Annotated in this window: 22 protein-coding genes; 14 read left to right on the top strand and 8 right to left on the bottom strand. The window is 52.4% G+C overall.

Annotated elements, in window-relative coordinates:
• The first annotated feature begins 44 nt into the window (after nt 1-44).
• On the top strand, nt 45-3,878 hold the full coding sequence (locus MXMO3_RS11445; protein ID WP_117395946.1) for an OmpA family protein: 3,834 nt from the start codon (nt 45-47) through the stop codon (nt 3,876-3,878).
• A gap of 159 nt (nt 3,879-4,037) precedes the next feature.
• Complete coding sequence (locus tag MXMO3_RS11440; RefSeq protein WP_117395945.1) at nt 4,038-4,628, top strand: NADH-quinone oxidoreductase subunit E; 591 nt, start codon at nt 4,038-4,040, stop codon at nt 4,626-4,628.
• A gap of 39 nt (nt 4,629-4,667) precedes the next feature.
• Here MXMO3_RS11440 and MXMO3_RS11435 read toward each other — a convergent pair whose 3' ends face one another.
• Nucleotides 4,668-5,555, bottom strand: coding sequence for an alpha/beta fold hydrolase (locus MXMO3_RS11435; RefSeq protein WP_162889235.1), 888 nt, complete (start codon nt 5,553-5,555; stop codon nt 4,668-4,670).
• 96 nt (nt 5,556-5,651) lie between these two features.
• Complete coding sequence (locus MXMO3_RS11430; protein ID WP_162889234.1) at nt 5,652-7,712, bottom strand: lytic transglycosylase domain-containing protein; 2,061 nt, start codon at nt 7,710-7,712, stop codon at nt 5,652-5,654.
• Between the two features lie 282 nt (nt 7,713-7,994).
• Here MXMO3_RS11430 and dapA point away from each other — a divergent pair, with 282 nt between their 5' ends.
• Together dapA and smpB are read left to right on the top strand one after the other, a co-directional pair.
• Nucleotides 7,995-8,873: a 4-hydroxy-tetrahydrodipicolinate synthase gene (dapA, locus tag MXMO3_RS11425; protein ID WP_027835492.1), complete on the top strand. Its 879-nt coding sequence runs from the start codon at nt 7,995-7,997 to the stop codon at nt 8,871-8,873.
• Nucleotides 8,874-8,876: 3 nt separating this feature from the next.
• On the top strand, nt 8,877-9,359 hold the full coding sequence (gene smpB, locus MXMO3_RS11420) for an SsrA-binding protein SmpB (RefSeq protein ID WP_027835491.1): 483 nt from the start codon (nt 8,877-8,879) through the stop codon (nt 9,357-9,359).
• A 6-nt stretch (nt 9,360-9,365) separates the two neighbouring features.
• Here the strand turns inward: smpB and MXMO3_RS11415 are convergent, their stop codons facing one another.
• A complete protein-coding gene (locus MXMO3_RS11415; RefSeq protein WP_342773342.1) occupies nt 9,366-10,007 on the bottom strand; it encodes a uracil-DNA glycosylase in 642 nt (213 codons plus the stop codon).
• Between the two features lie 44 nt (nt 10,008-10,051).
• Nucleotides 10,052-10,579: a LabA-like NYN domain-containing protein gene (locus tag MXMO3_RS11410; RefSeq protein ID WP_051213842.1), complete on the bottom strand. Its 528-nt coding sequence runs from the start codon at nt 10,577-10,579 to the stop codon at nt 10,052-10,054.
• A gap of 286 nt (nt 10,580-10,865) precedes the next feature.
• Between MXMO3_RS11410 and rpoZ the strand changes: the two genes are divergently transcribed.
• From rpoZ to parC, 9 genes are all read left to right on the top strand, one after another.
• Nucleotides 10,866-11,240, top strand: coding sequence for a DNA-directed RNA polymerase subunit omega (gene rpoZ, locus MXMO3_RS11405; protein ID WP_027835489.1), 375 nt, complete (start codon nt 10,866-10,868; stop codon nt 11,238-11,240).
• Nucleotides 11,241-11,349: 109 nt separating this feature from the next.
• Nucleotides 11,350-13,629, top strand: a complete 2,280-nt coding sequence (locus tag MXMO3_RS11400) for a RelA/SpoT family protein (protein ID WP_084634183.1) — start codon at nt 11,350-11,352, stop codon at nt 13,627-13,629.
• Complete coding sequence (gene pyrE, locus MXMO3_RS11395; protein WP_117395941.1) at nt 13,629-14,213, top strand: orotate phosphoribosyltransferase; 585 nt, start codon at nt 13,629-13,631, stop codon at nt 14,211-14,213. The genes MXMO3_RS11400 and pyrE overlap by 1 nt, the downstream gene beginning before the upstream one ends.
• An 11-nt stretch (nt 14,214-14,224) precedes the next feature.
• Nucleotides 14,225-14,629: a holo-ACP synthase gene (acpS, locus tag MXMO3_RS11390; RefSeq protein ID WP_027835487.1), complete on the top strand. Its 405-nt coding sequence runs from the start codon at nt 14,225-14,227 to the stop codon at nt 14,627-14,629.
• A 22-nt stretch (nt 14,630-14,651) separates the two neighbouring features.
• Entirely contained in the window at nt 14,652-15,404 is a 753-nt protein-coding gene (gene lepB / locus MXMO3_RS11385; protein WP_117395940.1) for a signal peptidase I, read from the top strand.
• Between the two features lie 5 nt (nt 15,405-15,409).
• Nucleotides 15,410-16,111, top strand: a complete 702-nt coding sequence (rnc, locus tag MXMO3_RS11380; RefSeq protein WP_117396796.1) for a ribonuclease III — start codon at nt 15,410-15,412, stop codon at nt 16,109-16,111.
• Nucleotides 16,101-17,006: a GTPase Era gene (era, locus tag MXMO3_RS11375; RefSeq protein ID WP_425462120.1), complete on the top strand. Its 906-nt coding sequence runs from the start codon at nt 16,101-16,103 to the stop codon at nt 17,004-17,006. Before rnc ends, era begins: the two co-directional genes overlap by 11 nt.
• Nucleotides 17,007-17,015: 9 nt before the next feature.
• Entirely contained in the window at nt 17,016-17,741 is a 726-nt protein-coding gene (gene recO / locus MXMO3_RS11370) for a DNA repair protein RecO (protein WP_117395938.1), read from the top strand.
• 36 nt (nt 17,742-17,777) lie between these two features.
• The gene (gene parC, locus MXMO3_RS11365; protein ID WP_117395937.1) at nt 17,778-20,024 is read left to right on the top strand and encodes a DNA topoisomerase IV subunit A; all 2,247 of its coding nucleotides are present in this window, start codon (nt 17,778-17,780) and stop codon (nt 20,022-20,024) included.
• 51 nt (nt 20,025-20,075) lie between these two features.
• Here parC and MXMO3_RS11360 read toward each other — a convergent pair whose 3' ends face one another.
• The 4 genes from MXMO3_RS11360 to MXMO3_RS11345 form a co-directional block, all read right to left on the bottom strand.
• Nucleotides 20,076-21,074 carry an endonuclease/exonuclease/phosphatase family protein gene (locus tag MXMO3_RS11360; RefSeq protein WP_117395936.1) on the bottom strand — a complete coding sequence of 333 codons (999 nt, stop codon included), beginning with the start codon at nt 21,072-21,074 and terminating at the stop codon, nt 20,076-20,078.
• 27 nt (nt 21,075-21,101) lie between these two features.
• Nucleotides 21,102-21,842, bottom strand: coding sequence for an arginyltransferase (locus MXMO3_RS11355; protein WP_117395935.1), 741 nt, complete (start codon nt 21,840-21,842; stop codon nt 21,102-21,104).
• 38 nt (nt 21,843-21,880) lie between these two features.
• Nucleotides 21,881-23,710 (bottom strand): SLC13 family permease, encoded by a 1,830-nt coding sequence (locus MXMO3_RS11350; protein ID WP_036222657.1) that lies wholly within the window; start codon nt 23,708-23,710, stop codon nt 21,881-21,883.
• Nucleotides 23,711-23,803: 93 nt separating this feature from the next.
• Entirely contained in the window at nt 23,804-24,346 is a 543-nt protein-coding gene (locus tag MXMO3_RS11345) for an RDD family protein (RefSeq protein ID WP_156905559.1), read from the bottom strand.
• A 132-nt stretch (nt 24,347-24,478) separates the two neighbouring features.
• On the opposite strand from MXMO3_RS11345, the gene MXMO3_RS11340 reads away from it, so the two are divergent.
• Nucleotides 24,479-24,733, top strand: coding sequence for a GlsB/YeaQ/YmgE family stress response membrane protein (locus tag MXMO3_RS11340; RefSeq protein ID WP_027835479.1), 255 nt, complete (start codon nt 24,479-24,481; stop codon nt 24,731-24,733).
• Nucleotides 24,734-24,771 lie beyond the last annotated feature (38 nt).

The following is a 24,771-nucleotide window of genomic DNA, read 5'->3' as shown; positions in this document are numbered from 1 at the left end:
GGCAGCTGAGCGTGATCAGTGGATTAAAGTTGCGGGGAATTGCTGTGAAGTGGATTGGTGTTTTGGTTGTGGGGGCGTTCGTTGCGTTTGGCGGCGGCATGCTTGCAGTGGGGCAAAACCAGAATGTTCTGGAAAACAGCTTGGAGCAGCTACTGCTCAAAAATCCAATTCTGCCGGTTGCCGCATGGGCCGATATCCAGATTGAAGGCCGCGATGTGACGCTAAACGGAGTGACGACCGATAAAGCGGAACTCGACCGACTGATCAATGGATTGGAAGCGATGCCAGAGGTAGCGTCCATTACCAACAATGTTGAAGTTGCTCCGATCGCCGACCCATTTGAATTTGAGGCGCGGATCGAAGATGGCGACATAACAATTGTCGGCCATATGCCAAGCGCCAAGGTCCAAACCGAGTTTGAAGCCCAGCTGGACAGTGCAGTCAAAACCGAGTTTACGCTTGCGTCAGGCGGGCCAAGCGCAAATGATTGGCGCGATGTGCTGACTTACAGCACGCGCTTGCTCAATCATTTTGATCAGGGTGAGATTTCTGCGACGGGCCTAAAGGTTTCCTTTTCCGGTCGCGCCAAGGATCACCAATCTTATCGTGATCTTGATCTTATCGCCGATGCCGGTTTCCCAGATAAGCTAAAGCGGGGAACTGCCGAGATCATTCCTCCGTTCGAAGAAGATTATGTGCTGCGCGGCACAGTCGGGGAGACAGGTCTTACGCTGAGCGGTGTTGTCCCAACGCCAGACATTCGCAACCAGCTGGAACAGGTAGGGGCAGATGTGTCTCAACTCCTCATAGCGTCTGGCGCTCCTGATGGTTTCGGGCGGGACAGCCTAATTTTGGCTGAGCAGCTCGATGTATTGCAGCAAGGCGAATTTTCGCTTTCCGCTGAGACAATCCAGTTGGCCGGCACAGCGCAGGACTTTGCCGCTTATGACAGCGCGCAGTCCGCACTTGCGCAGCTGCAACGACCAAATGTCGAGATCGATTTGCCGTTGCCGACGATTGAGCCGTTCACATTGACACTAGCGAGCCAAAACGGCGCGGTGAGTGCCGTGGGGTTTGTGCCGCAAGATGCGGAAAACAAAGCCTTTTTTGTAGATATTGACGAGAATGCAACGCGGGCAGCCAATGGGGCGCCGGAAAACTTCGAACAAATCACCACTTGGATGGAGAACGGGCGAGGCTTGTTGGGAGAGAATTGGTCATTGTCACTTGTGGGCGACCGGTTGAATGTTTCTGGCCAAGCGAAAACACCTCGTGCCTATGTCGAATTGTTGGAGCTGGCCGCAAGCCCGCCAAACGGATTGACCGTCGACATGGCCAATCTGGCCCTGGCAGTGGTTGAACCCTATGAGTGGTCGTTGAGCAAATCGAACGACGGCGCATTGGAAATGGCTGGATATTTGCCGGATAGCCGACTGCGTCAAACAATCTACACAATTTTGGACACTTCAGCGGAAGACACCACCTTGTTGGCCGCCGGAGAGCCCGAAAGATTTGACACGCTCGTGACGCTCGCAGCAAAAACGATTGACCTTGCGGCTTCCGGTGAGGCCGTTCACGGTCAAAGCGGTTGGAAAGCCGATATTGTTGCGCGCGATCTTGTGAACAAAAACAATATCCTGCAGCTTTTTTCTAATGAAGAGATTCAACCTGACGAACTCGGCCTTGAAGTCGCGCAATTGCCGCCGCCAGTTCAAAATCCTTATCGATTTGAAGCCGTAAAATCTGCCAATGGAACGCGCACCTTCGAGGGCTATGTGCCAAATGAAGAGATGCTGATCAATCTGGCAGACCAAGGCGAACTTGATCTGGATGTGGCACGGGGCGCGCCGGAACAATTTGAAGAGTTTGTGGCGCTGGGCAACTCAATTTTGACCGGCCTCGAAACAGGCGTATTCCGTTTAGACGGTGCGAAGTGGACGATTAGCGGAGAAGCGGCGACATTTGAAGCCAAATCTGCATTGATGGCGCAAATCGAAAATGCGGGCCTTGGGGATGGTTGGACAATAAACATCTCATCCCCAGAAAAACTGGTTTCGCCCTATCTGTTTTCAGCCGAGAAAACGCTTGATGATGAGTTCAACGCCGCCGGATATGCGCCAACGCAAGATCTTATCGATCAGTGGGCCGATCGATTTGGCTGGCGCGCTCAAATCCAGCGGGGTGCAGGCGCACCAGAGGGCTTCAACGAGCGCGTAAATATTGGCCTTAACGCCCTTGAATTGCTGGATGCCGGACGATTGAGCCTGGTTGATGGCCAGTGGGCACTGATTGGCCGTGCGTCTTCTGACGAGAAGTTGGCTAATATCTTGGATGTGTTGGCGACGCAAAGCGATGCATTTTTGGTTGATGTGCAAATTGTACCGCAGGTGGAAGATTTGTTGCTGCAAATCAGCAAGTCAGCCGATGGTACTTGGGATTGGTCCGGATATCTGGAAGATCAAACCTTCTGGGAGCAAACGTCTAACCTACCTGTTTCTAACGGCAATGTCCTGCCGGAGCGCGAAGCGTTTCACCGCATGATTGAATTGGGCGTAGATGCACTCAGCATGCTCAATGAAGGTGAAGTTATTCATGCAGGCGGTCAATGGAGCATCTCAGGCGAAGCGCCCGATCAGGCTGTATTGTCCGCTGTGGAGCTCATTCTGGACGGATCGTCATTGGGGCCTTGGTATACCACCATAACCGCACCGCCAGTTCCAGTTGTTGAAGTCGAGGAACCCGCGGAAGAACCAGTGGCAGAGCCGATTGAAAATGAAGAGCCTGCAACTGAGGAAGCTGCCCCAGAAGTGTCTCAAGATACGTCCTTGGAAGAATCTGATGTCGTTGAGACAACAGATGAGCCTGAGGCCGAAAATGTTGTTGTGGGCGAAGACGAAGTGTCCAGCGAGCCTGCTGAGCCTGTAGTTGAAGAACCTGCCGACCAGACAGACACACCTGAAACTGCAGAAGAGGCGACCGAAGCGGATCAACCAAGCGAAACTGAACCTGCAATTGCGGATGCCGACGCTGAAAAGGACGCTACATCTGAGACAGAGTCTGAACCAGCGACAGAGATGAACGCGGAACAGGATGAGAAGGCAGCTGAGGAAGCTGCGCCTGCTGATGTTAGTGACACGGTGGATGCGGAGGTGGCCGTCGAGCCAGCGCCCGATTTTGAACTGACCATTGAAAAATCTGCAGATAGCGGCATCACCATTTCTGGTGATGTGCCTGACGCGGCGGCGCGTTATACCCTTGAATTGAGTGCAGGCGCTGATGCCAAACTCGACGTGGCGGAAGCCGATGGAGCGCCGGAACGCTTCTTGGCCAACGCCTTGACGATCACCCAAGCCCTAAGCCAAGCGGAGACGGGCAATGCAGCCTTGATTGGCGGCGAGTGGACGGTAGGCGCAGATGTATCCAGCTTCGACGCGCGCGACCAATTGGCCGCGATTTTAGACTCGCTGCCAAATGCGCGGGTGACGATTAACACGCCACCAGCACATAAATTGTGCAACGCGAATGTTGAACAACTGATCGCTGATCAAGCGATCCTGTTCCAATCCGGCAGTGCCCGCATAACGGATGGGTCTCGCACCGTGCTGACCAAAATTGCAGACCAATTGGCAAATTGTCCTGAGGCTGTTGTTGAGGTTGAAGGGCACACGGACTCTGATGGCGATGACTTGATCAATTTGTCATTGTCAGTGCAGCGCGCGGAAACAGTGGTGAGCGAGTTGGTGGAAATGGGCGTGGAGGCGGATCGGCTTTATGCACTGGGATTTGGCGAAACATTGCCGATTGCAGATAACGACACGCGCCAGGGCAAAGCGCAAAACCGTCGCATTGTGTTTACAGTGCGACCCCCGCTAGAGTAGATTGCGGAAAAAAGGGAGGGTCAGATGTTTTTCCAAACGATCGGATTTCTGATTTCACAATATTGGCTATATTTTAGTCTGGCGTTGATTATCGGGTTGTTGACCGGATGGTTCAGCGTTTCTGTTGAACAAAACAAAGAATAATCCGGGGAGGGCATTATGACACCACATCTCATTGAAATCATCTTGTTGATGATGGCGTTCTTCTTGCTGGGCTGCCTGATCGGCTATTATGTGCGCCGATGGACAGCAGGTCCGGAGAAAGCCGTCGAACCGGCACCGAATGTGACACCATCCAGCCGGGCAAGCGCAAGCAGCGCCGAGACCGAAGAAAAGGCTGCAGCGCCAAAACAGGCGGCACCAGCGGAAACGGTGAGTGAAAAGCCGAAAGAGGCACCGAAACCCGCGGCCAAGAAACCTGCGGCGAAAGCACCCGCCAAGAAAACCGCCGCACGTAAACCAGCGACAAAGGCGGCGCCCAAATCCGCAGCCACATCAAAGGCCGATGATAAACCTGAACTGCTGTCCGCACCGCGCGACGGGAAAAAGGATGATCTTAAAAACATCAAGGGGATTGGCCCCAAGATTGAAGGCATTCTCAATGAGAAGGGCATTTATCACTTTGATCAGGTTGCCGCATGGAAACGCAAAGATGTGAATTGGGTCGACAATGAATTGTCATTCAAAGGACGCATTGACCGTGAAGAATGGGTAAAACAGGCCAAAGCATTGGCGAAAGCCAAAAAGTAATTTGCAAACAATGGCTTGATGACAAAAGAACGCGGCATTCTAGCCGCGTTTTTTGTGCCATTTACAGGTGTGTAAGGCAAAATCGGCGATTACGCCCAGCTCATCGGCCCCCTCAAGCAAAGCTGGAAAGCCTTCGCCCATAATCTCGTAATTGAGTGCATCGGGGCGCTTCTTGCACATGAGTTGAAATACCTCTGTGCGCAACAGATCTGTGTGTTGCGTGCGCAGGAGCAATAAGGGGATATTGCGTAAGCTGTCGAAAAGATTCCAGTTCGCCTGCAGCACATCATCATTGTCAAATGCGTTCAACTGCTCGTTCAGCCGCATGTCAAATTGCGGTTCAAGCCGTGCTTTGGCGTTGGTCGTGTGCGTGCGTGCCGCAATTTGATCCAGCAACCCATCTCCAAGATTGGGATAATCCACCCTCAAAATGCGTCGCAGTGAATCGCGCACCGCATTTTTGCCGCGGATCTTGCTGAGATAATCAAGATTATTGCGCAGCCGCACCAAGCCACGGGCATTGATGATGGGGCCTGAATCGCAAAGGATGGCGCCGGAAATGATCGTTGGGTGTTGCGTGGCGAGGGCCATGATCACCTGGCCCCCATGGCCTTGCCCAAACCAAATCGCGTCTTCGATGCCCTTGGCACGGCAAAATTCAGCCATGTCAGCAGCATCGTGCAATGTGGAATAGGCGCGATCATTGCGCTCTTTGCGCGCACTGCCACGGCCGATCAGATCAATGCGAATGATGGGCCAATCGCGTTTGGCGTAGCTGGAAAATTTCTCAGCAAAGGCAGCAAAATCTTCCATATTGCGCTGATAACCGGCAAGGCAAATGATGGGAAGCTTTTGCGGGTCATCAAAATCACCTTGCATGCGATAGGCAATCTGGCGTGCACCATCCCCACATGTGAGATGCTGCACCGGTTGCTCCTCGATTTGCTCTGATGCGCTAACTTGATCCATAATCTGGATATATCAGCTTTTTTTGCCCCGCAATAGATGCAAGATCGAACCCAATTAGTCGATTTTCATCAAATAGTTGGCCAAACGAAGACGGCTGTCGCCCAAGCGCACCCGATAGACCTGATAATTGGCGAGCACCTTTTGCACATATCCGCGTGTTTCGGTGAACGGGATCAGCTCGATCCAATCAACAACGTCAATCTTGCCCGAGCGTGGATCGCCGAAACGCTTAAGCCATTTGTTCACATTGCCTGCCCCAGCATTATAGGCCGCAGCGGCCAATACCAAGGAGCCATCATAGCGCTCAAGCTGTGCTTTCAAATAGGTTGAGCCCAACAGTGCGTTATAGGATGGATCGCTCGTGAGGCGTGACTTTGAATAGCTTAGGCCCAACTTACCCGCCGTTTCCTTGGCGGTGCCCGGCATCAATTGCATCAAGCCAAGCGCACCCGAGTGGGATTGCGCCGTACGATCAAAGCGGCTTTCCTGCCGCGCAACAGCATAAATGGCGGCTGCATCAATCGCTGCCAATTTCTGGCTCGGCAATCCGTCTTTGGGGAACTGGAAAAGGTCCAGATCAACGCCGCGATTGCTCGAAATACTGGCCATCAGAATAGCCAGATCATGCGCCTCGATGTCCTGCGCTAACCGCGCCGTGAGCAACATCTCACCCGGCGACTTTACCTGATAGATCAAGCGTCGCATCAGGGGGCGGGCAAAGCCAAAGGTTTTGTTGCCTTCAAACAGGCGAATGGCCTGAACCAGTTCGCGTTTATTGAACCCTGCTTCGCTATTCTGCCATGCGGGCAAAGGCGTCAACTGAAGGTTTTTCACGTTCAATTTGTGCGAAGCCAATTGACCATAATAATAGTCGTCATGTCGGGCGGCTTTTTGATATTTTACCCGGGCAGCTTCGATTTGGCCCATGGCTTCGTGCGCGCGTCCCCACCAATAGTGAGATTCGCTGACCGAAGAGGGAAGTGTCGAAAGGGCAGCCATTTTCTCGAAATGCTGCGCTGCGGTCGCGGCATCACCCAAAAAGCGCAAGGCAATCCAGCCCGCATGGAACTGTGCGTCAACAACACGGCCCTCTGGCCCGTTTGTATAGCCGGCTGCTGCCAAATAGGCGTTCTTCTTGTCGCCCGCTTCAAGCAATTCACGTGCGAGATAACGGCGTTTGTACCACCACAAATGGCTTTCCGGCAGTTCACCCGCGGCGCGGTTCAAATGCGCGACGGCACCAGCATCTGAGCCGCGCAATTGCGCCCACTCAGCGTTTGCCCAATGAAACAGATTGTGGTTGCGGAAACTGGGGTCTACACGATCCAACAGGCTTTGGGCCTGCTTGTCCTTGCGGGCCACGGCAATCACCGCGCGCAACAGGCTTTGCTGCGCCGGAGAATATTCATTGAAGATCCGCTCAACAGCGCGTGCACGATCATGCATCAGCAGGCGAGTGGCACGAGCCCAATGGTCCGCATTGGTCAATTGGCCGCGATAGCGTTGATAAAGGTCTTGCTCAGTGCTGCTATCAAGGAAATTATTGATCCATACATGCTTGATGATGCGTCCGGCCCGGGCAACCTGGCCATCTTGCACATAGGCATCCGCCAGCGCGATTTGCGCATTCACCAAATTGGGCATCTGTCCGCCCAGAAGCTGTATGACTTCGTTATAAGGCAGGTCGCGTTTGAGCATAGATTGCTCTAGCCGCGTTTTATAAGTGCTGGTGCTGGCAAAGTGGGGGGCATCAGCCTGAAAACGCAAAATGGTATTGTGATCAATATCGTCTTTGCCAAAATAGATGGCCGCCCATTGAATGGCGCGGCGCTCTACATTGTTGGAAAGCCCGCGGGCTGCGTTATAAGCCTCGGCATATTTGCTGTCGCGCAAGGCGGCCAGCGCATTTTGAAACTGTTGGCTGCCTGTTGCGCCCTGCATGATGACACTGCCCGCACCACCTGTGGAGCTTGTTGTCACCGGATCAATCTGCACTTGTGCCTGTGCGGACTGGCCCGCGCTCAAAAACAAGGCGGAGCACATCAACAGCGCTTTAAAAGCGGCGCGACGGGGCGCGAAATACTGGCGAATAGAATTCGTGCTTTGAGAAAGCATTTTTAAACCTGTCAAATTACGCAATACAATTTTTGACGGCATGTTCGGGCTGCCGGACCCATAAACAGAATCTAACCAATTAAGGTGAAGGATTGGTTTAGATATATTTTTAATCAAATTGATTTATCCAATCGGAAAAACTGGGCTTGTTGCCATCTTTTCAGCTCATTATGATGGGCAACTCGGGTCTTTCTGCGCTAAAAACGCGGAAAAAGTTTGACCTTTTTGCGCCAACATGGTGTCAACATGCCAACGAACAAAACGAAAAAAGGAAGTGAAGGGATGTTTCGCGCCTCAATTACTGCATTGATCACGCCGTTCAATAATGGCGAAGTCGATGAAGCCGCGTTTAGAAGCTTTATCGAATGGCAGATCAATGAAGGCACATCTGGATTGGTGCCCGTCGGCACCACTGGTGAATCACCAACCGTAAGCCATGAAGAGCATAAACGGATCATCAAGATTTGTGTCGAGGCGGCAAACAAACGGGTGCCGGTTATCGCCGGCGCTGGGTCCAACTCCACACGAGAAGCTATTGGTTTTGCTGAATTTGCAGAAGATGCCGGTGCTGACGCGATTTTGTCAGTATCGCCATACTACAATAAGCCCAACCAAGAAGGCTTGTTTGCCCATTTCAGCGCGATCGCAAAATCCACTGAGCTGCCGATTATTTTGTACAATATCCCAGGCCGTTCGATCGTGGACATCAATGTCGACACCATGAAGCGCCTGGTCGATGAGTGCCCTAATATCGTGGGCGTGAAAGACGCCACAGCCGATATGGCGCGTGTGTCGCAACAGCGCCATGTTCTGGGCAAGGAATTTATCCAACTGTCCGGTGAAGACATCTCTGCGCTCGGCTTTAACGCCCATGGCGGCGTAGGGTGCATTTCTGTGACGTCAAATATTGCCCCGCGCTTGTGTGCTGAATTGCAGCAAGCCACGCTGGATGGCAATTACGAAGCGGCGATGGCGGTTCAAGACCGTCTCGCACCATTGCACCGCGCTTTGTTCTTGGATCCAAACCCTGTGCCCGTCAAATATGCGGCAGAGCGTTTGGGATTGTGCAAGGCGGATACGCGCATGCCATTGGTGCCGATTTCGCCGCAAACCAAGTTGGCCGTGGATGAAGCGCTTATTCACGCCGGGTTGATCAACTAATTCATGGCACCCAAAAAGAAAAATTCATTGAAAAGCACAGGGCTCGTGGCGGAAAACCGCCGCGCCCGCTTCGACTATGAAATTTTGGACACAATGGAAGCAGGGCTCGTGCTGGAAGGCACTGAGGTGAAGAGCCTGCGCAACGGCAAAGCGCAAATCACCGAGAGTTACGCCACGCCAGAAGGTGGCGAAATTTGGCTGATCAATTCGCATATCCCTGAATATTTGCAAGCGAACCGCTTTAATCACAACGAGCGGCGCCGCCGCAAATTACTGTTGAAAAAGCGCGAAATGAGTCGCTTGATGAGCGCTGTGGAAAAAGAGGGGCAAACGATTGTGCCGCTCAAACTCTATTTCAACGACCGCGGGATCGCCAAGCTGCTGATTGGCATTGCCAAGGGTAAAAAGCAGCACGATAAACGCGCGACAGAGCAAAAGCGCGATTGGTCTCGCCAGAAGAATCGTTTGTTGAAAGACTTGGGCTAAGCGATTCTATTCGCTTAATATTTCGCGCACGCGGGAAAAAATATCGCCAAACATTTTCGGTGTGAGCACGTTGGTGTTCACATTATAGCGTGAACAGTGATAGCTCGACAGCAAGGTCTGCCCGCTGGGCAATTCAAACGCTGCGCCATGTCCGAATTTGAAGTCCTTTTTGCGCACATCAAAACAGCTCAAAAATGAATTATGGGCGATGCTGCCCAGTGTCACAAACACTTCAACATCGTTGCGATAATGCTTCAATGTCGCCTCCAGATAGCGGCGGCAATTGTTGACTTCGCTGGCGGTGGGTTTGTTTTGCGGCGGCACACAGCGTACCACATTGATGATGGCGCATTCATTTAGCGTCAATCCATCATCTGCTGAATTGCCATAAACGCCATTTGCAAAACCATGCTGGATCAGGGTGTCAAACAGAAGGTCGCCCGCAAAATCGCCGGTAAAGGTTCGACCTGTGCGATTGGCGCCCTTCATGCCCGGCGCCATACCTACAATCATAACCCTAGGTTGCGGTGAGGCCCAATTCGGGACTGGCGCGTTAAAAAACGTCGGGAAATTACGCTTAGAATCTAGGCGGTAGGATTTTAGCCGCGGACATCGTCCACAATTTGCAGCCGGGTCAAGCGCAGCCAAAATCAAACCTCATCAAATCAAATTGGCACAAAAGCTGCCGCGAATTAGGTGTCGCGGCCTACTGATTTAGCCAAATCTGCGATGTCCATAAAATAGTCCGCCTGCCGCCGAAGATCGTCCGAAATCATCGGGGTTGAGGTTGCTTTTGTGGAAACCACAGTCACCTTTTTGCCTTTGCGCTGTAGCGCGGCAACGAGCGCGGTGAAATCACCATCGCCTGAAAATAGGACCAAATGGTCGTAATTATCTGCCATGTCGAGCGCATCAATGGTAATCTCAATATCCATATTACCTTTGATTTTACGCCGACCTTGAGCGTCGGTGTATTCTTTTGCTGGTTTTGTCACAACAGTGTAACCATTGTAATCTAGCCAGTCGATGAGGGGGCGGATCGAGGAGTATTCCTGATCTTCCACCAGTGCCGTATAATAATAGGCGCGTAACAAATAGGCCTGACTCTGGAATTCTGCAAGCATACGCCGATAGTCCAATTCGGCGCCCAATGCCTTTGCTGTGGCATAAAGGTTTGCTCCATCCATTATCAGGATAACCTTTTCGCGAGGATCAAACATTAAACAATAGCCTTACTCTGCTTATCAGGATAATATACCTGCATTCGTTTGATAAAACATTACTAGTCCATAAGCACTTTGCCACATGAACGCAATCGGTAACACACGGCAAAAAGGCCACCCTTGTCCAAGAGGTGACCTCAGTACTTAACGTAGTCATAAATCATAATTGGTGAATATGTCGATTCAATTATATGAAACAATGTTAATTCATTTACTGGGTTGTAAACTGTAGCTCATTGGTGTAGATCACCCCACTGATTACCCAAATTTGCGGAGATTTGCTTTGGCGCGCGTTACCGTTGAAGATTGCATCGAAAAAATCCCTAATCGATTCGAGCTTGTTTTGCTTTCGGCACATCGTGCCCGGCTTATTTCATCAGGGGCCCCAATCACTGTTGATCGCGACAATGACAAAAACCCTGTTGTGTCTTTGCGTGAAATCGGTGATGGCACTATCTCACCAGGCGATCTTAAGGAAGATTTGATCCACTCACTGCAGAAATATGTGGAAGTGGATGAGCCTGAAGCAGAAACAGCGCCCATGATCGAAAGCCAAGGCGGCGGCGATGATGAAGGCATGGTGTTCGACACAATGAGTGAAGAAGACTTGCTGCGCGGCATTGAGGGCCTTTCGCCCCCAGATCGCCGGGACGATTAATCTTGCATCTTTTGATGAGCTGCACGATAATGGAAGGGCGCCTTGATCGGCGCCTTTTTTGTGATTCTACACACTTTTTTGAACGCCAATCGGAGCAGCATTTCCGCCCATGATGCGCCAATATGAACTTGTTGAGCTGGTGCAGGCTTATAATCCAAACGCGGATGAAGCCCTGCTCAACAAAGCCTATGTTTACGCCATGCAAAAGCATGGTCGCCAAACCCGTGCATCAGGCGATCCTTATTTTGCGCATCCGCTTGAAGTTGCTGCGATTCTCACCGAGTTGCATCTCGACGATGCCACCATTGCCGTGGCGCTTTTACACGACACCATTGAAGATACAGACGCGACCCGCGCCGAAATTGATCAGCTTTTCGGTCACGAGATAGGCGCCATTGTTGATGGTCTGACCAAAATCGAACGACTTAACCTTGGTTCGCGCGAAGAAGCACAGGCGGAAAACCTGCGCAAATTGTTGCTCGCGATTTCTGAAGATGTGCGCGTGTTGCTGGTGAAACTGGCGGATCGTTTGCACAATATGCGAACTTTGGGCTTTGTGCCTGAGCACAAAAAGAAGCGCATCGCCCAGGAAACCATGGAAATATATGCGCCCTTGGCGGGCCGCATGGGCATGCAGGACATGCGCTCGGAACTGGAAGACCTTTCGTTTCAGACCTTGCATCCAGAGCAATATCAAGTCATTCGCAATCATTTGGACGCATATGCGAAAGACAATCGCGCTGTGGTCGATGAAATCCGCATGGAACTGGCCCAGCGCTTTGTTGATGCGGGGATCATCGCCGACGTATCATCACGCCTCAAAGCGCCATTTTCTGTGTTTAAGAAGATGGAGCGCAAGTCCATCAGCCTTGAACAATTATCGGATATTATCGGCTTTCGCGTGATCGTTGAAAGCGTCGACATGTGCTACAAAACTCTGGGCGTTGTGCACCAAACCTGGTCCGTCGTGCCGGGTCGATTTAAAGACTATATTTCCACGCCCAAGCAAAACGACTATCGCTCGATCCACACCACGATTGTTGGGCCGGAGCGGGAGCGGGTAGAACTGCAAATCCGCACCCATGACATGAACTCTATCGCTGAGTTGGGGATTGCGGCCCACGCCTTGTATAAAGATGAGATTTCCGGCGACATGAAGCGGCTGGAAAAGGAAAGCCGGGCTTATGCCTGGTTGCGCAATACGATTGAGCATCTGACAGAGGGCGAGAACCCGCAAGAATTTTTGGAGCATACAAAGCTCGAACTGTTCCAGGACCAGGTCTTCTGCTTCACTCCGCGCGGCCGATTGATCGCGTTGCCCCGTGGCGCCACGCCAATTGATTTTGCTTTCGCCGTGCACACAGATATTGGCAATAGCTGCGTTGGCAGCCGCATTAACGGCACAGCTATGCCGCTCACCACCAAATTGCGGAATGGCGACGAGGTGGAAATTGATCGCGACGAAAAACACCGCCCACCGCCCAATTGGGAAAACATTGCCATAACCGGTAAGGCGAGGGCGGCCATACGGCGGTCTCTGCGCTTGGCCGCGCAAGAACGCGCAGAACGTTTGGGCAAGCAAATCTATGACGCGCTGCTCGAACGCGAGTCTTTTTCGGTGAACCGAAAAGAGCAGGACGAACTGCTCAAACGCTTGAAGCAGAAATCGATGCGCGCTCTATATGTTGCCTTGGGTGAGGCGCAATTGGCGGGCGAAGATCTGGTGCATGAGCTGGACGAACTCAAAGGCTATGAACGCACCCGCAAGCGAAAGCCGTTGGGCCTTCCTGTCGGCACCAGCAAAGATGGGTGGTTCTCGCTGGCACAAGGCGAAAACTTCAAATTTCGCATACCTGGCGGACAGACAGTGGATGCCGACTTTTTGGGTGGCGCGCGTCTAGAGTTTGGGACGCCAGTTGAAATCTCATGCGAGGGCGTGCTGCCCGGAGATCGCATGGTGGGCATTCTGCCAGAAAGTGGCGTGCTTACGATCTATCCGATCGGTTCGGATGCTTTGCTTGAATATCAAGACGTCGATGCGCTTTGGGTGGACGTGCTTTGGGATTTGGATGCTGAAAAGCATCAGTCATTCCCGGTGGTCATGGTAGTGCAATCCGTCAACAAACCCGGTATTTTGGGGCAGATTTCGTCGTCCATCGCTTCGTGCGACGCCAATATCGTGAACTTGATGTTCCGTACGGTGCGATCCGACTTTTCAGATATGATCTTTTGTATCGAAGTGCAGGATATAACTCAGTTCAACGATGTAACGTCGACCATTAAGCGCATTGTAGGTATTTCCAGTGTGCGGCGCGCCACATGTGAAGAGGGCGCATTGATCGAAGACTTTACACAACAATACAAACAGCTAGAGACAAAGGTAACCTGATGAACCAGCAAGACGTGCTCGATGTTTTCCGTTCCTGTGATGCGCTTTTAGAGGGCCACTTCATTTTGTCTTCAGGCCTGCGTTCGCCTGTGTTCTTGCAAAAAGCCAAAGTGTTTATGCACGCGGACAAATCAGAAATCTTGTGCAAAGCCCTGGCCGAAAAAATCCGCGCAGAGGGCTTTGGTGAGGTATCACAGATCGTTTCACCTGCCGTCGGCGGCATTATCCCCGGATATGAAACATCACGTCACCTTGGTGTGCCAGCAATCTTCACCGAGCGGGTAAATGGCGAGTTTGAATTGCGCCGTGGGTTCCATGTTGAAAAAGGCGAGAAAGTCATTGTGGTGGAGGACATCGTTTCCACCGGCCTTTCGATCCGTGAATGTGTGAAATGCCTGAAGGATCTGGGCGCGGACGTTGTGGCAGCAGCATGTTTGGTGGACCGTTCGGACGGTGAGGCCGATGTGGGCGTGCCGCTTGTGGCGCTTACAGGCTACAAGGTGCCCGCTTACCCCGCCGACCAATTGCCGCCCGAATTGGAGAATATACCCGCAGTGAAGCCCGGTAGCCGTGGCTTGCAATAGGGGACAATGATTTGATTATCGGCATTGGCAACGATATTTGCGAAATAGAGCGCGTCGAAAAAACGCTGGCGCGTTTTGGCGACCGCTTCGTGCAACGCTGCTTCACCGAAATCGAACAGAAAAAGTCTGATAGACGCGCCCAACGGGCCGCCAGCTACGCCAAAAGATTTGCCGCAAAAGAGGCCTGTGCCAAAGCATTGGGCACCGGCATGTCGCGCGCTGTTTATTGGCGTGACATCGGTGTGGTGAACATGCCGACAGGTAAACCCACCTTGGAACTGACCAATGGCGCCAAGAAAGCGCTGGAAAGACTTGTTCCAAACGGGTACACACCCTATCTGCATTTAACAATCACTGATGATAATGGTATGGCTCAAGCCATTGTGATTATCGAAGCCGAGCCGACACGCGCCTAAAACCAAAAGAAAAGCGAAAACTATGACAACAAAAGCAACCAAATCGGCCAAAAGCGAAATTTGGGAAACAATTGTCGTGCTGGTGCAGGCGCTCATCATCGCTTTGGTGATCCGCAGCTTTTTGTGGCAACCATTTTCCATTCCCACCGCGTCGCTACAGTCAAATCTGTTGATCGGTGACTATGTCTTGGCCTCGAAATATACCTATGGCTATTCCAGCTATTCGTTTCCGTTTAAAGCCGTGCCGATCAATGGGCGGATCTTTGGCCGCACGCCTGAGCGCGGTGAAATCGCCGTATTTGAGCCTGTGCCACAAAAAGAAGCCTATATTAAGCGCGTGATTGGCCTGCCGGGTGATGAAATTCAAATGAAAAACGGCTTGCTGCACATTAATGGTGAGCCAGTGGCAAAAGAGCGTACGGGCACGCGGATCGACACTGACAGCAACGGCATTTCCGTTGAAGTGATCACCTATCAAGAAACCTTGCCCAACGGCGCGAGTTACGAAGTTCAGGAAATCTCTGACACAGGCGCGTTCGACAATACAGCCGTATACAGGGTGCCAGCAGACCATTATTTCATGATGGGCGATAACCGTGACCGTTCATTGGATTCACGTTCATTGTCGTCAGTCGGCTATGTGCCCATCAGTAACTTTATTGGTAAGGCCGAAGTGCGCTACTTCTCGATTAAAGACAATCTCAACCCATGGGCGGTTTGGAACTGGCCCGGCAATGTGCGTTGGGATCGTATGTTTGAGTCGGTTTACCAGTGACCCAAATGACACCTAAAACCCAAAAGCTCGTTGATCGGCTAGACTATCAGTTTAACGACCATGATTTGTTGCAGCGGGCGCTGACGCACTCCAGTGCGATTGCACCGTCGAGCCGCACGCAACAATCATATCAACGGCTTGAGTTTTTGGGTGACCGGGTGTTGGGCCTCGTTGTGGCGGAATATTTGCACTTCCACCACAAAAGCGCCAATGAGGGCGAATTGTCCCGCGCATTGAATGCGGTGGTGCGCAAAGAAAGCTGCGCTGCGGTTGCACGCCAGCTCGACGTACCTGCCGCACTCGCGCTAGGGCAATCCGAAGCCCGCACAGGTGGGGCACAAAAAGAAGCGATCTTGGGCGATGTGTGCGAAGCCATTATCGGCGCTATCTATCTGGATGGCGGCCTAGCACCAGCCAAAGCATTTATTGAGCGCGAGTTCGCCAGCTTTTTTAAATCGTCAATGAGTGGACGCGGCGACGCAAAAACAACGTTGCAGGAATGGGCGCAATCGCGTGGTTTGGCGCTGCCCAAATATGAAGAATTGTCCCGTGAGGGACCAGACCACGCGCCTGTTTTCACTATTGCGGTGAATTTGGAAAAGCACGATCCTGCTCAGGCGACGGGGAAATCAAAAAAAATCGCAGAACATGAGGCTGCAACAGCCTTTTTGGTCCGCCAAGGCATTTGGACAGAAGATGACAGTTAATACTGAAACAAGATGCGGCTTTGTGGCGCTGGTTGGCGCGCCGAACGCAGGCAAATCAACCTTGCTGAATGCGTTGGTCGGCACAAAGGTGTCGATCGTGACGCACAAGGCGCAAACCACACGGGCGCAGGTGCGCGGCGTGGTGACGCTCGATCAAAGCCAGATGATCTTTGTGGATACGCCGGGCATCTTTAAGCCCAAGCGCCGCTTGGATCGCGCAATGGTGCACTCGGCCTGGTCTGGCGCCGCAGACGCCGATGTGCTCGCGCTGATTGTGGATTGCAAGCGCGGTCTAACCGACGAGATCGAGGCGCTGATCGAAGGCTTGAGTGACTACAAGCAATCTAAGGTGCTGATCCTGAACAAGATTGATCAGGTTGAGCGCACGACGCTGTTGGCGCTGGCGCAGGAACTCAATGAGAAACTCAACTTTGAGCAAACCTTTATGGTTTCAGCGCTCAAAGGTGATGGGGTGAAGGATTTTGTCGACTATTGCGCCCAAGCGGTGCCGGTTGAACCATGGCATTTCCCTGAAGATCATTTGACCGACCTGACGCTGGCATTGACCGCTTCGGAAGTGACGCGGGAAAAGCTATTTTTGCGTATTCACGAAGAAATTCCCTATGCTGCGACGGTGGAAACCGAGCAGTTTAAGACCCAAAAAGACGGCTCATATCGCATTCAACAAGTGATTTATGTGGCGCGTGATGGGCACAAGAAGATTGTGTTGGGCAAAAACGGCCAAACGATCAAAAAGATCGGTGAAGAATCACGCAAAGAGTTGAGCGAGATTTTTGAAACCAAAGTGCATCTGTTTTTGTTTGTTAAAGTGCGTGAAAAATGGGCGGACGACCCATCTCGATATCGCGAAATGGGACTTGAGTTCCCACAATAGGTCCAAGCAATGGAATGGCAGGCAGAAGGCTTGATCATTGGCACCCGCAAACACGGGGAAAATGCGGTGATCATTGAAACCATGACTGCTGAATATGGGCGACACCTTGGTCTGGTGAAAGGTGGACGCTCGCGCAAATATGCGGCGTTGCTTCAACCGGGCAACTCGGTGCAATTGACTTGGCGCGCTCGGTTGGCTGACCATCTGGGCATGTTCACTGTTGAGGCGCTGGCGTTGCGGGCGGCCAATTTGATGGAAAGCCGCCAACGTTTGGCGCTGAGCCAACTTCTTTGCGAGCATTTGCGACTGCTGCCCGAACGCGATCCGCATCCACGGCTATATGCCGAAGCCTTGGCCATGCACGAAAATGAAGCCGATGGCGAAATTTTGGCGCGCGGCTTGGTCAAATTTGAAATGCGTCTGTTGAACGAACTCGGTTTTGGCATTGATACGTCAAGCTGCGCCGTGACAGGCGAAACCGCAGGGCTTTGCTATGTGTCGCCGCGCACTGGACGCGCCGTGACGAAAGAAGCGGGCGAGCCTTATAAGGATAAGCTGTTTGCACTGCCCGAAGTGCTCGGCGGTGCTCTCGAAATGGACAAGGCCGCAGAGATTGAAGCGGCGTTTCGACTGACAGGGCATTTTTTGCACCTACATATTTGGTCGCCACGGCAATTATCCCCACCTTCTATGCGTCAGGCCCTCATCGAAGGCTTGGTAAACGGGCTATACTGACACTGATTCGGAACTACAAAATCAAAAGGGTCCCCCATGGGAAATCAAACGCCTGTTGATGGCGGCGGCGAGCTGCCAACAATTGATTTGCGCGGCGCTTTGGAAGAGCGCTATCTAAGTTATGCGCTATCCACCATCACCCAGCGGGCATTGCCCGATGTGCGCGATGGCCTTAAGCCTGTGCACCGACGCATTTTGCACGCCATGCGCCTGCTTAAGCTCGACCCCGGGCAGGGTTATAAAAAGTCGGCACGGGTTGTTGGCGATGTGATCGGTAAATATCACCCACACGGCGACCAATCGGTTTACGACGCTTTGGTGCGGTTGGCGCAAGATTTTGCTGTGCGCTATCCATTGGCCGACGGGCAGGGCAACTTTGGTAATATCGATGGCGATAGTGCCGCGGCGATGCGGTATACAGAAACACGCCTGACAGGTGTTGCCGCACGCTTGCTGGAAGGCATCACCGAAGATGCTGTCGACTTCCGCGAAACATATGATGGGGAAGAAGAAGAACCCATCGTATTGCCAGCCAACTTTCCGAATCTGTTGGCCAACGGTTCATCCGGCATTGCGGTGGGGATGGCGACCTCAATCCCGCCTCACAACGTAGCAGAGCTTTGTGACGCTGCATTGCACCTTATTAAAACACCAAATGCGCGCACAGAGACCCTGGTCAATTATGTGCAGGGGCCAGATTTTCCCACTGGCGGTATTTTGGTGGATGATCGCGAGTCGATCATTCAAGCCTATGAAACAGGTCGAGGCGGCTTCCGTTGTCGCGCGCGTTGGGAAACCGAAGACCAAGGTCGCGGTGGCTACCAGATTGTCGTCACGGAAATTCCATACCAAATCCAAAAGTCGCGCTTGGTGGAGAAAATCGCCGATTTGCTGCTGGCCAAAAGACTGCCCTTGTTGCGTGACGTGCGTGACGAGTCCGACGAGCATGTTCGGTTGGTCCTGGAGCCGAAAAGCCGCACAGTTGATCCCGTATTGCTTATGGAATCGCTGTTTAAGCTGACCGATCTTGAAAGCCGCATTTCCCTCAACATGAACGTGTTGGCCCACGGCACAGTGCCCAAAGTGATGGGCTTGGGCGAGGTGCTATTATCATGGTTGGAACACCGCAAGGACGTGTTGGTTCGTCGGTCTAATTATAGACTTGGCCAGATTGAACACCGCCTTAACGTGCTTGGTGGCTATTTGATCGCCTACCTCAATATCGACGAGGTGATCCACATCATCCGCGAAGAGGATGAGGCCAAAAAGGCCCTGATGGCGCGCTTTGAACTGAACGATGTGCAGGCCGAGGCCATCTTGAATATGCGCTTGCGGGCCTTGCGTAAGCTCGAAGAGTTTGAAATCCGAAAGGAATTCGACAAACTCAGCGAAGAAAAAGAGGGCCTTGTTGAATTGCTCGGGTCAACCGACAAGCAATGGGAAGCCATATCGGACCAAGTGCGCGAGATCAAAAAAGAATTCAATAAAGACACCGAAATGGGCGCGCGCCGCACCACATTTGAAAACGCGCCAGAAGCCAACCTTGATGACATTCAAACCGCGATGATCGAGCGCGAGCCGATCACCGTGATCATGTCAGAAAAAGGCTGGATTCGTGCCTTGAAGGGGCACACGACGGATTTGAGTTCTGTACCATTTAAAACGGGCGATAAGCTCAAATTGTGGGCCCATGCCCAAACGACGGACAAATTGCTGATGCTGTCCACAAACGGGCGCATCTACACCATTTTGGGCGATAAACTGCCCGGTGGGCGTGGTCACGGCGAGCCGGTGCGTATTCTGGTGGATATGGAAGAGGGCACCGACATTGTCGATCTGGTGGTTTATAAGCCGGGGGCAAAACGTTTGATCGCTTCGGATTTGGGCAACGGGTTTATTGTGCCCGAGGATGGCTTGATCGCCAACACCCGTAAAGGCAAGCAGGTGCTCAACGTGTCTGGCACCACTGAAGCCAAGATATTTACCCCGGTCACTGGCGATATGGTGGCGGTGATCGGGCAAAACCGGAAACTGCTCGTATTCCCACTGGATCAATTGCCAGAGATGGGCCGTGGCAAGGGCGTACGCCTGCAGCGTTACAAAGATGGTGGCGTTTCGGACGTGAAAACCTTTAGCAGTGAGGACGGCCTGACATGGACTGACAGTTCCGGCCGGACGTATCAAAAGGCGTCTGACGATTTGATGGAATGGTCCGGCGAGCGCGCCCACGCAGGGCGTCAACCACCGCCGGGCTTCCCGCGCAACAACAAGTTCAAAGGGTAAGTAACCCCACCAAAATCCTCGGGCTTCGCTCGGGGATTTTTCTTTCTCAGGTTACTCGGTCGTCACAGTAAAGTCTGTGTAGAGCGGATAATGATCAGAACCGCCACTCGGCCCCTTTTTTGCTGGCGTGGCGATAATCTCGCCGCGGCTCATTATCTGATCCAATTGCAGCCACGCTGGCATCTTAAAGGGGTAGGTCGGCGGCGCCGGCCAAGTGGGAATACCCTTCGCAATGCGCTTCAGTCCGGCGCGTTTGACCAGATTTTTCAAGGCATAAGAATAGGGCGTTGAATTGAAGTCACCCGCCACGAGCAACGGGCCGTCCACCTGTTGAATGGCGTCTATGAGTGCATTCATTTGCCCATGCTGCCGATCCGTGGGGATTGGCCAGTCGAGATGGGTGGTCACAATGCTAAAGCTGTCATGTTGTTCCGTTGCCGGAAAATTGACCGAAATGATTGATGTCCGTTGGTCAGCGGCCAAACTGTCCACGCAGTTATTGCCAGGTTGCGGCGCAAACGGCATTTTGGCGTAGAGCGCGACGAACGAACGGCGACCGCCCTGGCAATGCAAGGCGAACGGATAATTCTTCCGAAGCCGTTCCTCCAATCCCGCACGATGCCAGCGCCAAAACTCCTGAAACACCACAATGTCAGGATCGACTTCCAAAACACTCAGCGCGAGAGCATTTAAATCGTCGTTCTTGGCGTAAATATTAAACGTCATCAAACGTTGTGTCTCACTTGCCTCCAATTCGGGTTCAGTTTGCTGCAAACCCGCCAGATATTCAGGCAGAACAATCGCCGTGGCGGCCAGAAACCCGGTCGCGCTTAAGGCAATGACAAACCCGCGCACAGGCTGACGACGCAGGATCAATGGCGCGAAAACAAGAGAAACGCCACCGCCAATCAGCCACAGCGGCTGCAAATGATTGAAGACATCAAACGGCCACAGCGCAAAGCCCAAAAAACCGACAATAGCGGCAAGTGCGACAAAGCCTGCGGCAGCAGAAAAGCCAAAAATGACAAAGCTGGTCAGCGCCCTGCGCATAAAACCCTCATATTGAATAGGGAAGAATTAGTCTTCCAATGGAATCCAGCGGTCAGCGTCGGTCAGCACTTCCAGCGGTTTATATTCTGATTTATAGGCCATTTTGGGCGAGTTTTTGACCCAATATCCCAAATAAAGATGCGGTAGCCCTGCAGCCTTGGCCCGGGCAATTTGATCCATGATCATAAAAGCGCCGAGGCTGCGTTTATGGGCGTCTGGATCGAAGAAGCTATAGACCATCGACAAGCCATCTGGCAGTACATCAATCAGTGCCACAGCCATAAGCGGGTTCAAATTGTCCGCGTCCAACGAGCGCTTGCGATATTCAACCACCACAGTGTGCACTGGGGTGTCTTCAATCATGTACTCATAATCAAAGGCAGACATGTCAGACATGCCGCCCCCCGCATGGCGGTGGTTGAGATATTTGCGGAACAATCGATATTGCTCTCGTGTGGCGGCGGGGAAAACGTCCTGGGTGACCAAATCTGCGTTTTTGCGCAAGATTCGCCGTTGCCGTGCATTGGGTTCAAATTCATCAATCACAACGCGCGCGCTTTGGCAGGCGGTGCAGCCCACACAGGCTGGCTTATAGACAATATTTTGGCTGCGCCTGAACCCGTGAAGCGACAAAAGATCGTGCATCTCACCAGCGCGCCGACCGCCAAGGTGCGTGAAGACCTTACGCTCAGTGCGATTGGGCAAATAGGGGCAGGGACTGTCCGTCGTCAGATAGAACTGAAGTTCAGCGGTGCGATGTTCTGTCATCGGCCGGACCTTGATTTGTATTTGTGTCTGAATTCAGTCTAAACGCCATAATAGATCGGCGCAACAATGCTGAAAACAATCCATACAATGAGAATGAGCGGAATGCCCGCAATGAAGAAGTGTTTGAAGCGATAGTGGCCCGGACCCATGACCAACAGGTTGGTTTGATATCCAATTGGCGTGGCAAAACAGGCGTTAGCGCCCAGAATAACCGCAACGACAAAGGGCAGCGGATCAAGGCCGAACGCTTGTGCGGTTGAAATCGCAATGGGCGTGAAGAGCACCGCAGTGGCGTTGTTGGACAAAAAGTTTGTCAAAATAGCCACAATCAAGAAGGTCAATGACATGACCATCGCCGGGCTGACATTGGATAATGTCATCGCAGTGACATCCGCGATCATGGCCGCGCCGCCCGTCGTTTCCAGCGCTGTCGACATGGCAATAGCCGACCCGACAAGCAAAAAGATGCGTCGGTCGATGGCCCGTGTGGCCTGGCGCACATTCAAGCACCCGCCAGCCAACATGGCGAACGCACCCGCAATGGCTGCAAAAACGATGGGCACAATGCCTGTAGCAATGGCCGCCACCGTGGCCGCAAAGATCAATTGGGCGCGAGAGGCAAAGCGGTGTGGCCGCACTTCGGAGGCGCTCCACTCGATCACCACCACATCCTGTTGCCCGCGCAAATTGTTGATGGCGCTGGAGCGCCCAGCGATCAGCAGCACATCGCCCGCATCAAGGCGGATCTCTGAAAGGCTTTCGCGCGGCATGCGGCTACGGCGCTCAATGCCAAGGATCAAACAACCATGCTGCGAAAGGAAGCCGCGCTGGTCGATGCCATTGTTGATAAGGCGCGAGCCGGGTGGGACCAGTGCTTCGCACAGCACAATGCCATGATCCGTCGGGCCATCTTGGTCTTCTGAAATCCGCGGATTGTCGAAAGCCCGCCATTCCTTTAGCGCATCGGTCAACTGATCGCGGGTCGCCGCCAAAATCAACACATCGCCCGCACGCAGCGTCATATCTTCAAACGGGGGCACATAGCGCTCATAACCGCGCATGACCGCACGAACCGTCATCTTTGTGAATTTCGGGAACATGCCTGCAACAGTTTTCTCCCCAATCAGCGGATGACCGTCATAAAGGCGAATCTCGGTGATAAACTGAAGATTGCGGGCCTGAACTTCTTGTCCTTTTTCATTCATGCGGCTGGGCAAAATGTGCGGCATGACAAATATGACATAAATCGCGCCAACGCCCGCCATAAACAGACCCGGCACCGTGAAGGCAAAAAAGTCGATGGTGACCCCATAGCTAAGCGCTATCCCCGCGGCCAACAGGTTGGTAGAGGAACCAATCAACGTGGTCATGCCACCCAAAATGGATATAAAGCTCAGGGGCATCATGATTTTTGGCGTGGCCAGCTTCCGACGCGCTGCAACTGCGGTGAGCAACGGAATAAACATCACGACCACAGGGGTATTGTTGATCACCGCACTAGAAATACCGGCAATAATAAGGATGATCGGGATAACCCGCGACGGATGGCGGGGCCATAGCCGCTCAAAGGCTTTGGTGATTCCACCCAGAGCGTCCGTTTGGAAAAGGGCTTGGCCTATTACCAATAGGGCAATGATGGTCAAGAGGGCCGGGTTGGCAAAACCCGCAAGCAAGCTCTCAGTGGTCAATTGTGTGTCCGGTGCCAATAGCCCAATGGCCATCAGCAGCACAAGCACACCAAGCGCCACGATTTCGAGGCTGACCAATTCAGTGGAAAATAGCACAATCGCCGCGAGAATCACGGCAATGGTCAACCACATGGCCACAGGCATCGAAAGTGTGCCCACCTGAAATAACGCATCTATCATAGTGGCGCATTTTGCAGTTAAACGTCTGCGCCACCAAGTCTTATTTATTCAAATTGCGTTTTTTCTTCAATTATTTTGCTGTTGGTCTTCAATCTAGCTGCGCAGATCGACCCATGGCTCTTCATAGTTTGCAGATTCGCTTTGCCACACACGGACCATGGGCGAACGACGCACCATGAGCGTACCAACAACCAGGTCATGCACCAATTGCCGACGTGCTGTGAAAAGCCCTGCCAAAAGGATGAACGGGGTAAAGAAGGTTATGCTGGCCCAACCCACAATAGGGTGCAAAATGGCCAACCAGCCTTCAAGGGGCGCTCGCCGGGTCGGCGTCAGTACAATATCCATCATTTGCATGCCCAAAGTAGCACGCACCGGGGAGCCGAGCGTTAGCGTATAATATCCAACCCATACGGCAGGCACCAAGATGATGTATCCCAACCACGCGATGCCCAACGTGAGCACGCCAAGTACGCCCAAAATAACAGAAGCAATTACAATTGTGATCGTTACAACGATAACATCAATTACAAAGGCGAGTATGCGGCGCAGCAAAACGCCGTCAAACAATTCCGGTTCTGAATAAGGATCGGGCAAATCGTCTCGCACAAACCAACCAAATGAATTCTTACCCATGATAATGGTCTCCACAGTCTTCGTGCATTTAACATGGCAATAAATGAGTGAATTACAAGGGGAACTTATTGAAAGGCTCGACAGTTTCTTTCGAGGCTGTCAAACTGAACAAATCAACAAGGAGGGAGAAACATGGATATTGTTAGTTTGTTGGTGCTGCTGCTCATTGGTGCAGTTGCAGGTTGGCTCGCTGGGTTAATCGTAAAAGGCTTTGGCTTTGGGCTCATTGGCAACATTGTTGTTGGTATTTTGGGTGCGGTCATCGCTGGATATTTGCTACCTATGGTGGGAATTGCCATCGGCGGCGGCGTTATCGCCTCGATTATCAATGCAACCATCGGCGCAGTCATACTGCTATTTGTGATCAGCTTGATCAAAAAGGCCTAATCGGCCTTTTCGCTGAATCAAGTGATAAAGAGGAGTGG

The organism is Maritalea myrionectae (assembly GCF_003433515.1).
GTDB classification, from domain to species: Bacteria; Pseudomonadota; Alphaproteobacteria; order Rhizobiales; family Devosiaceae; genus Maritalea; species Maritalea myrionectae.
This window is presented reverse-complemented; position numbering and strand designations above follow the sequence as displayed.

Coding starts and splice junctions, on each gene's coding strand:
- MXMO3_RS11440 (WP_117395945.1), top strand. CDS start 4,038: ATGACACCACATCTCATTGAAATCATCTTGTTGATGATGGCGTTCTTC.
- MXMO3_RS11430 (WP_162889234.1), bottom strand. CDS start 7,712: ATGCTTTCTCAAAGCACGAATTCTATTCGCCAGTATTTCGCGCCCCGT.
- dapA (WP_027835492.1), top strand. CDS start 7,995: ATGTTTCGCGCCTCAATTACTGCATTGATCACGCCGTTCAATAATGGC.
- smpB (WP_027835491.1), top strand. CDS start 8,877: ATGGCACCCAAAAAGAAAAATTCATTGAAAAGCACAGGGCTCGTGGCG.
- MXMO3_RS11410 (WP_051213842.1), bottom strand. CDS start 10,579: ATGTTTGATCCTCGCGAAAAGGTTATCCTGATAATGGATGGAGCAAAC.
- MXMO3_RS11400 (WP_084634183.1), top strand. CDS start 11,350: ATGATGCGCCAATATGAACTTGTTGAGCTGGTGCAGGCTTATAATCCA.
- pyrE (WP_117395941.1), top strand. CDS start 13,629: ATGAACCAGCAAGACGTGCTCGATGTTTTCCGTTCCTGTGATGCGCTT.
- lepB (WP_117395940.1), top strand. CDS start 14,652: ATGACAACAAAAGCAACCAAATCGGCCAAAAGCGAAATTTGGGAAACA.
- rnc (WP_117396796.1), top strand. CDS start 15,410: ATGACACCTAAAACCCAAAAGCTCGTTGATCGGCTAGACTATCAGTTT.
- era (WP_425462120.1), top strand. CDS start 16,101: ATGACAGTTAATACTGAAACAAGATGCGGCTTTGTGGCGCTGGTTGGC.
- recO (WP_117395938.1), top strand. CDS start 17,016: ATGGAATGGCAGGCAGAAGGCTTGATCATTGGCACCCGCAAACACGGG.
- parC (WP_117395937.1), top strand. CDS start 17,778: ATGGGAAATCAAACGCCTGTTGATGGCGGCGGCGAGCTGCCAACAATT.
- MXMO3_RS11360 (WP_117395936.1), bottom strand. CDS start 21,074: ATGCGCAGGGCGCTGACCAGCTTTGTCATTTTTGGCTTTTCTGCTGCC.
- MXMO3_RS11355 (WP_117395935.1), bottom strand. CDS start 21,842: ATGACAGAACATCGCACCGCTGAACTTCAGTTCTATCTGACGACGGAC.
- MXMO3_RS11350 (WP_036222657.1), bottom strand. CDS start 23,710: ATGATAGATGCGTTATTTCAGGTGGGCACACTTTCGATGCCTGTGGCC.
- MXMO3_RS11345 (WP_156905559.1), bottom strand. CDS start 24,346: ATGGGTAAGAATTCATTTGGTTGGTTTGTGCGAGACGATTTGCCCGAT.
- MXMO3_RS11340 (WP_027835479.1), top strand. CDS start 24,479: ATGGATATTGTTAGTTTGTTGGTGCTGCTGCTCATTGGTGCAGTTGCA.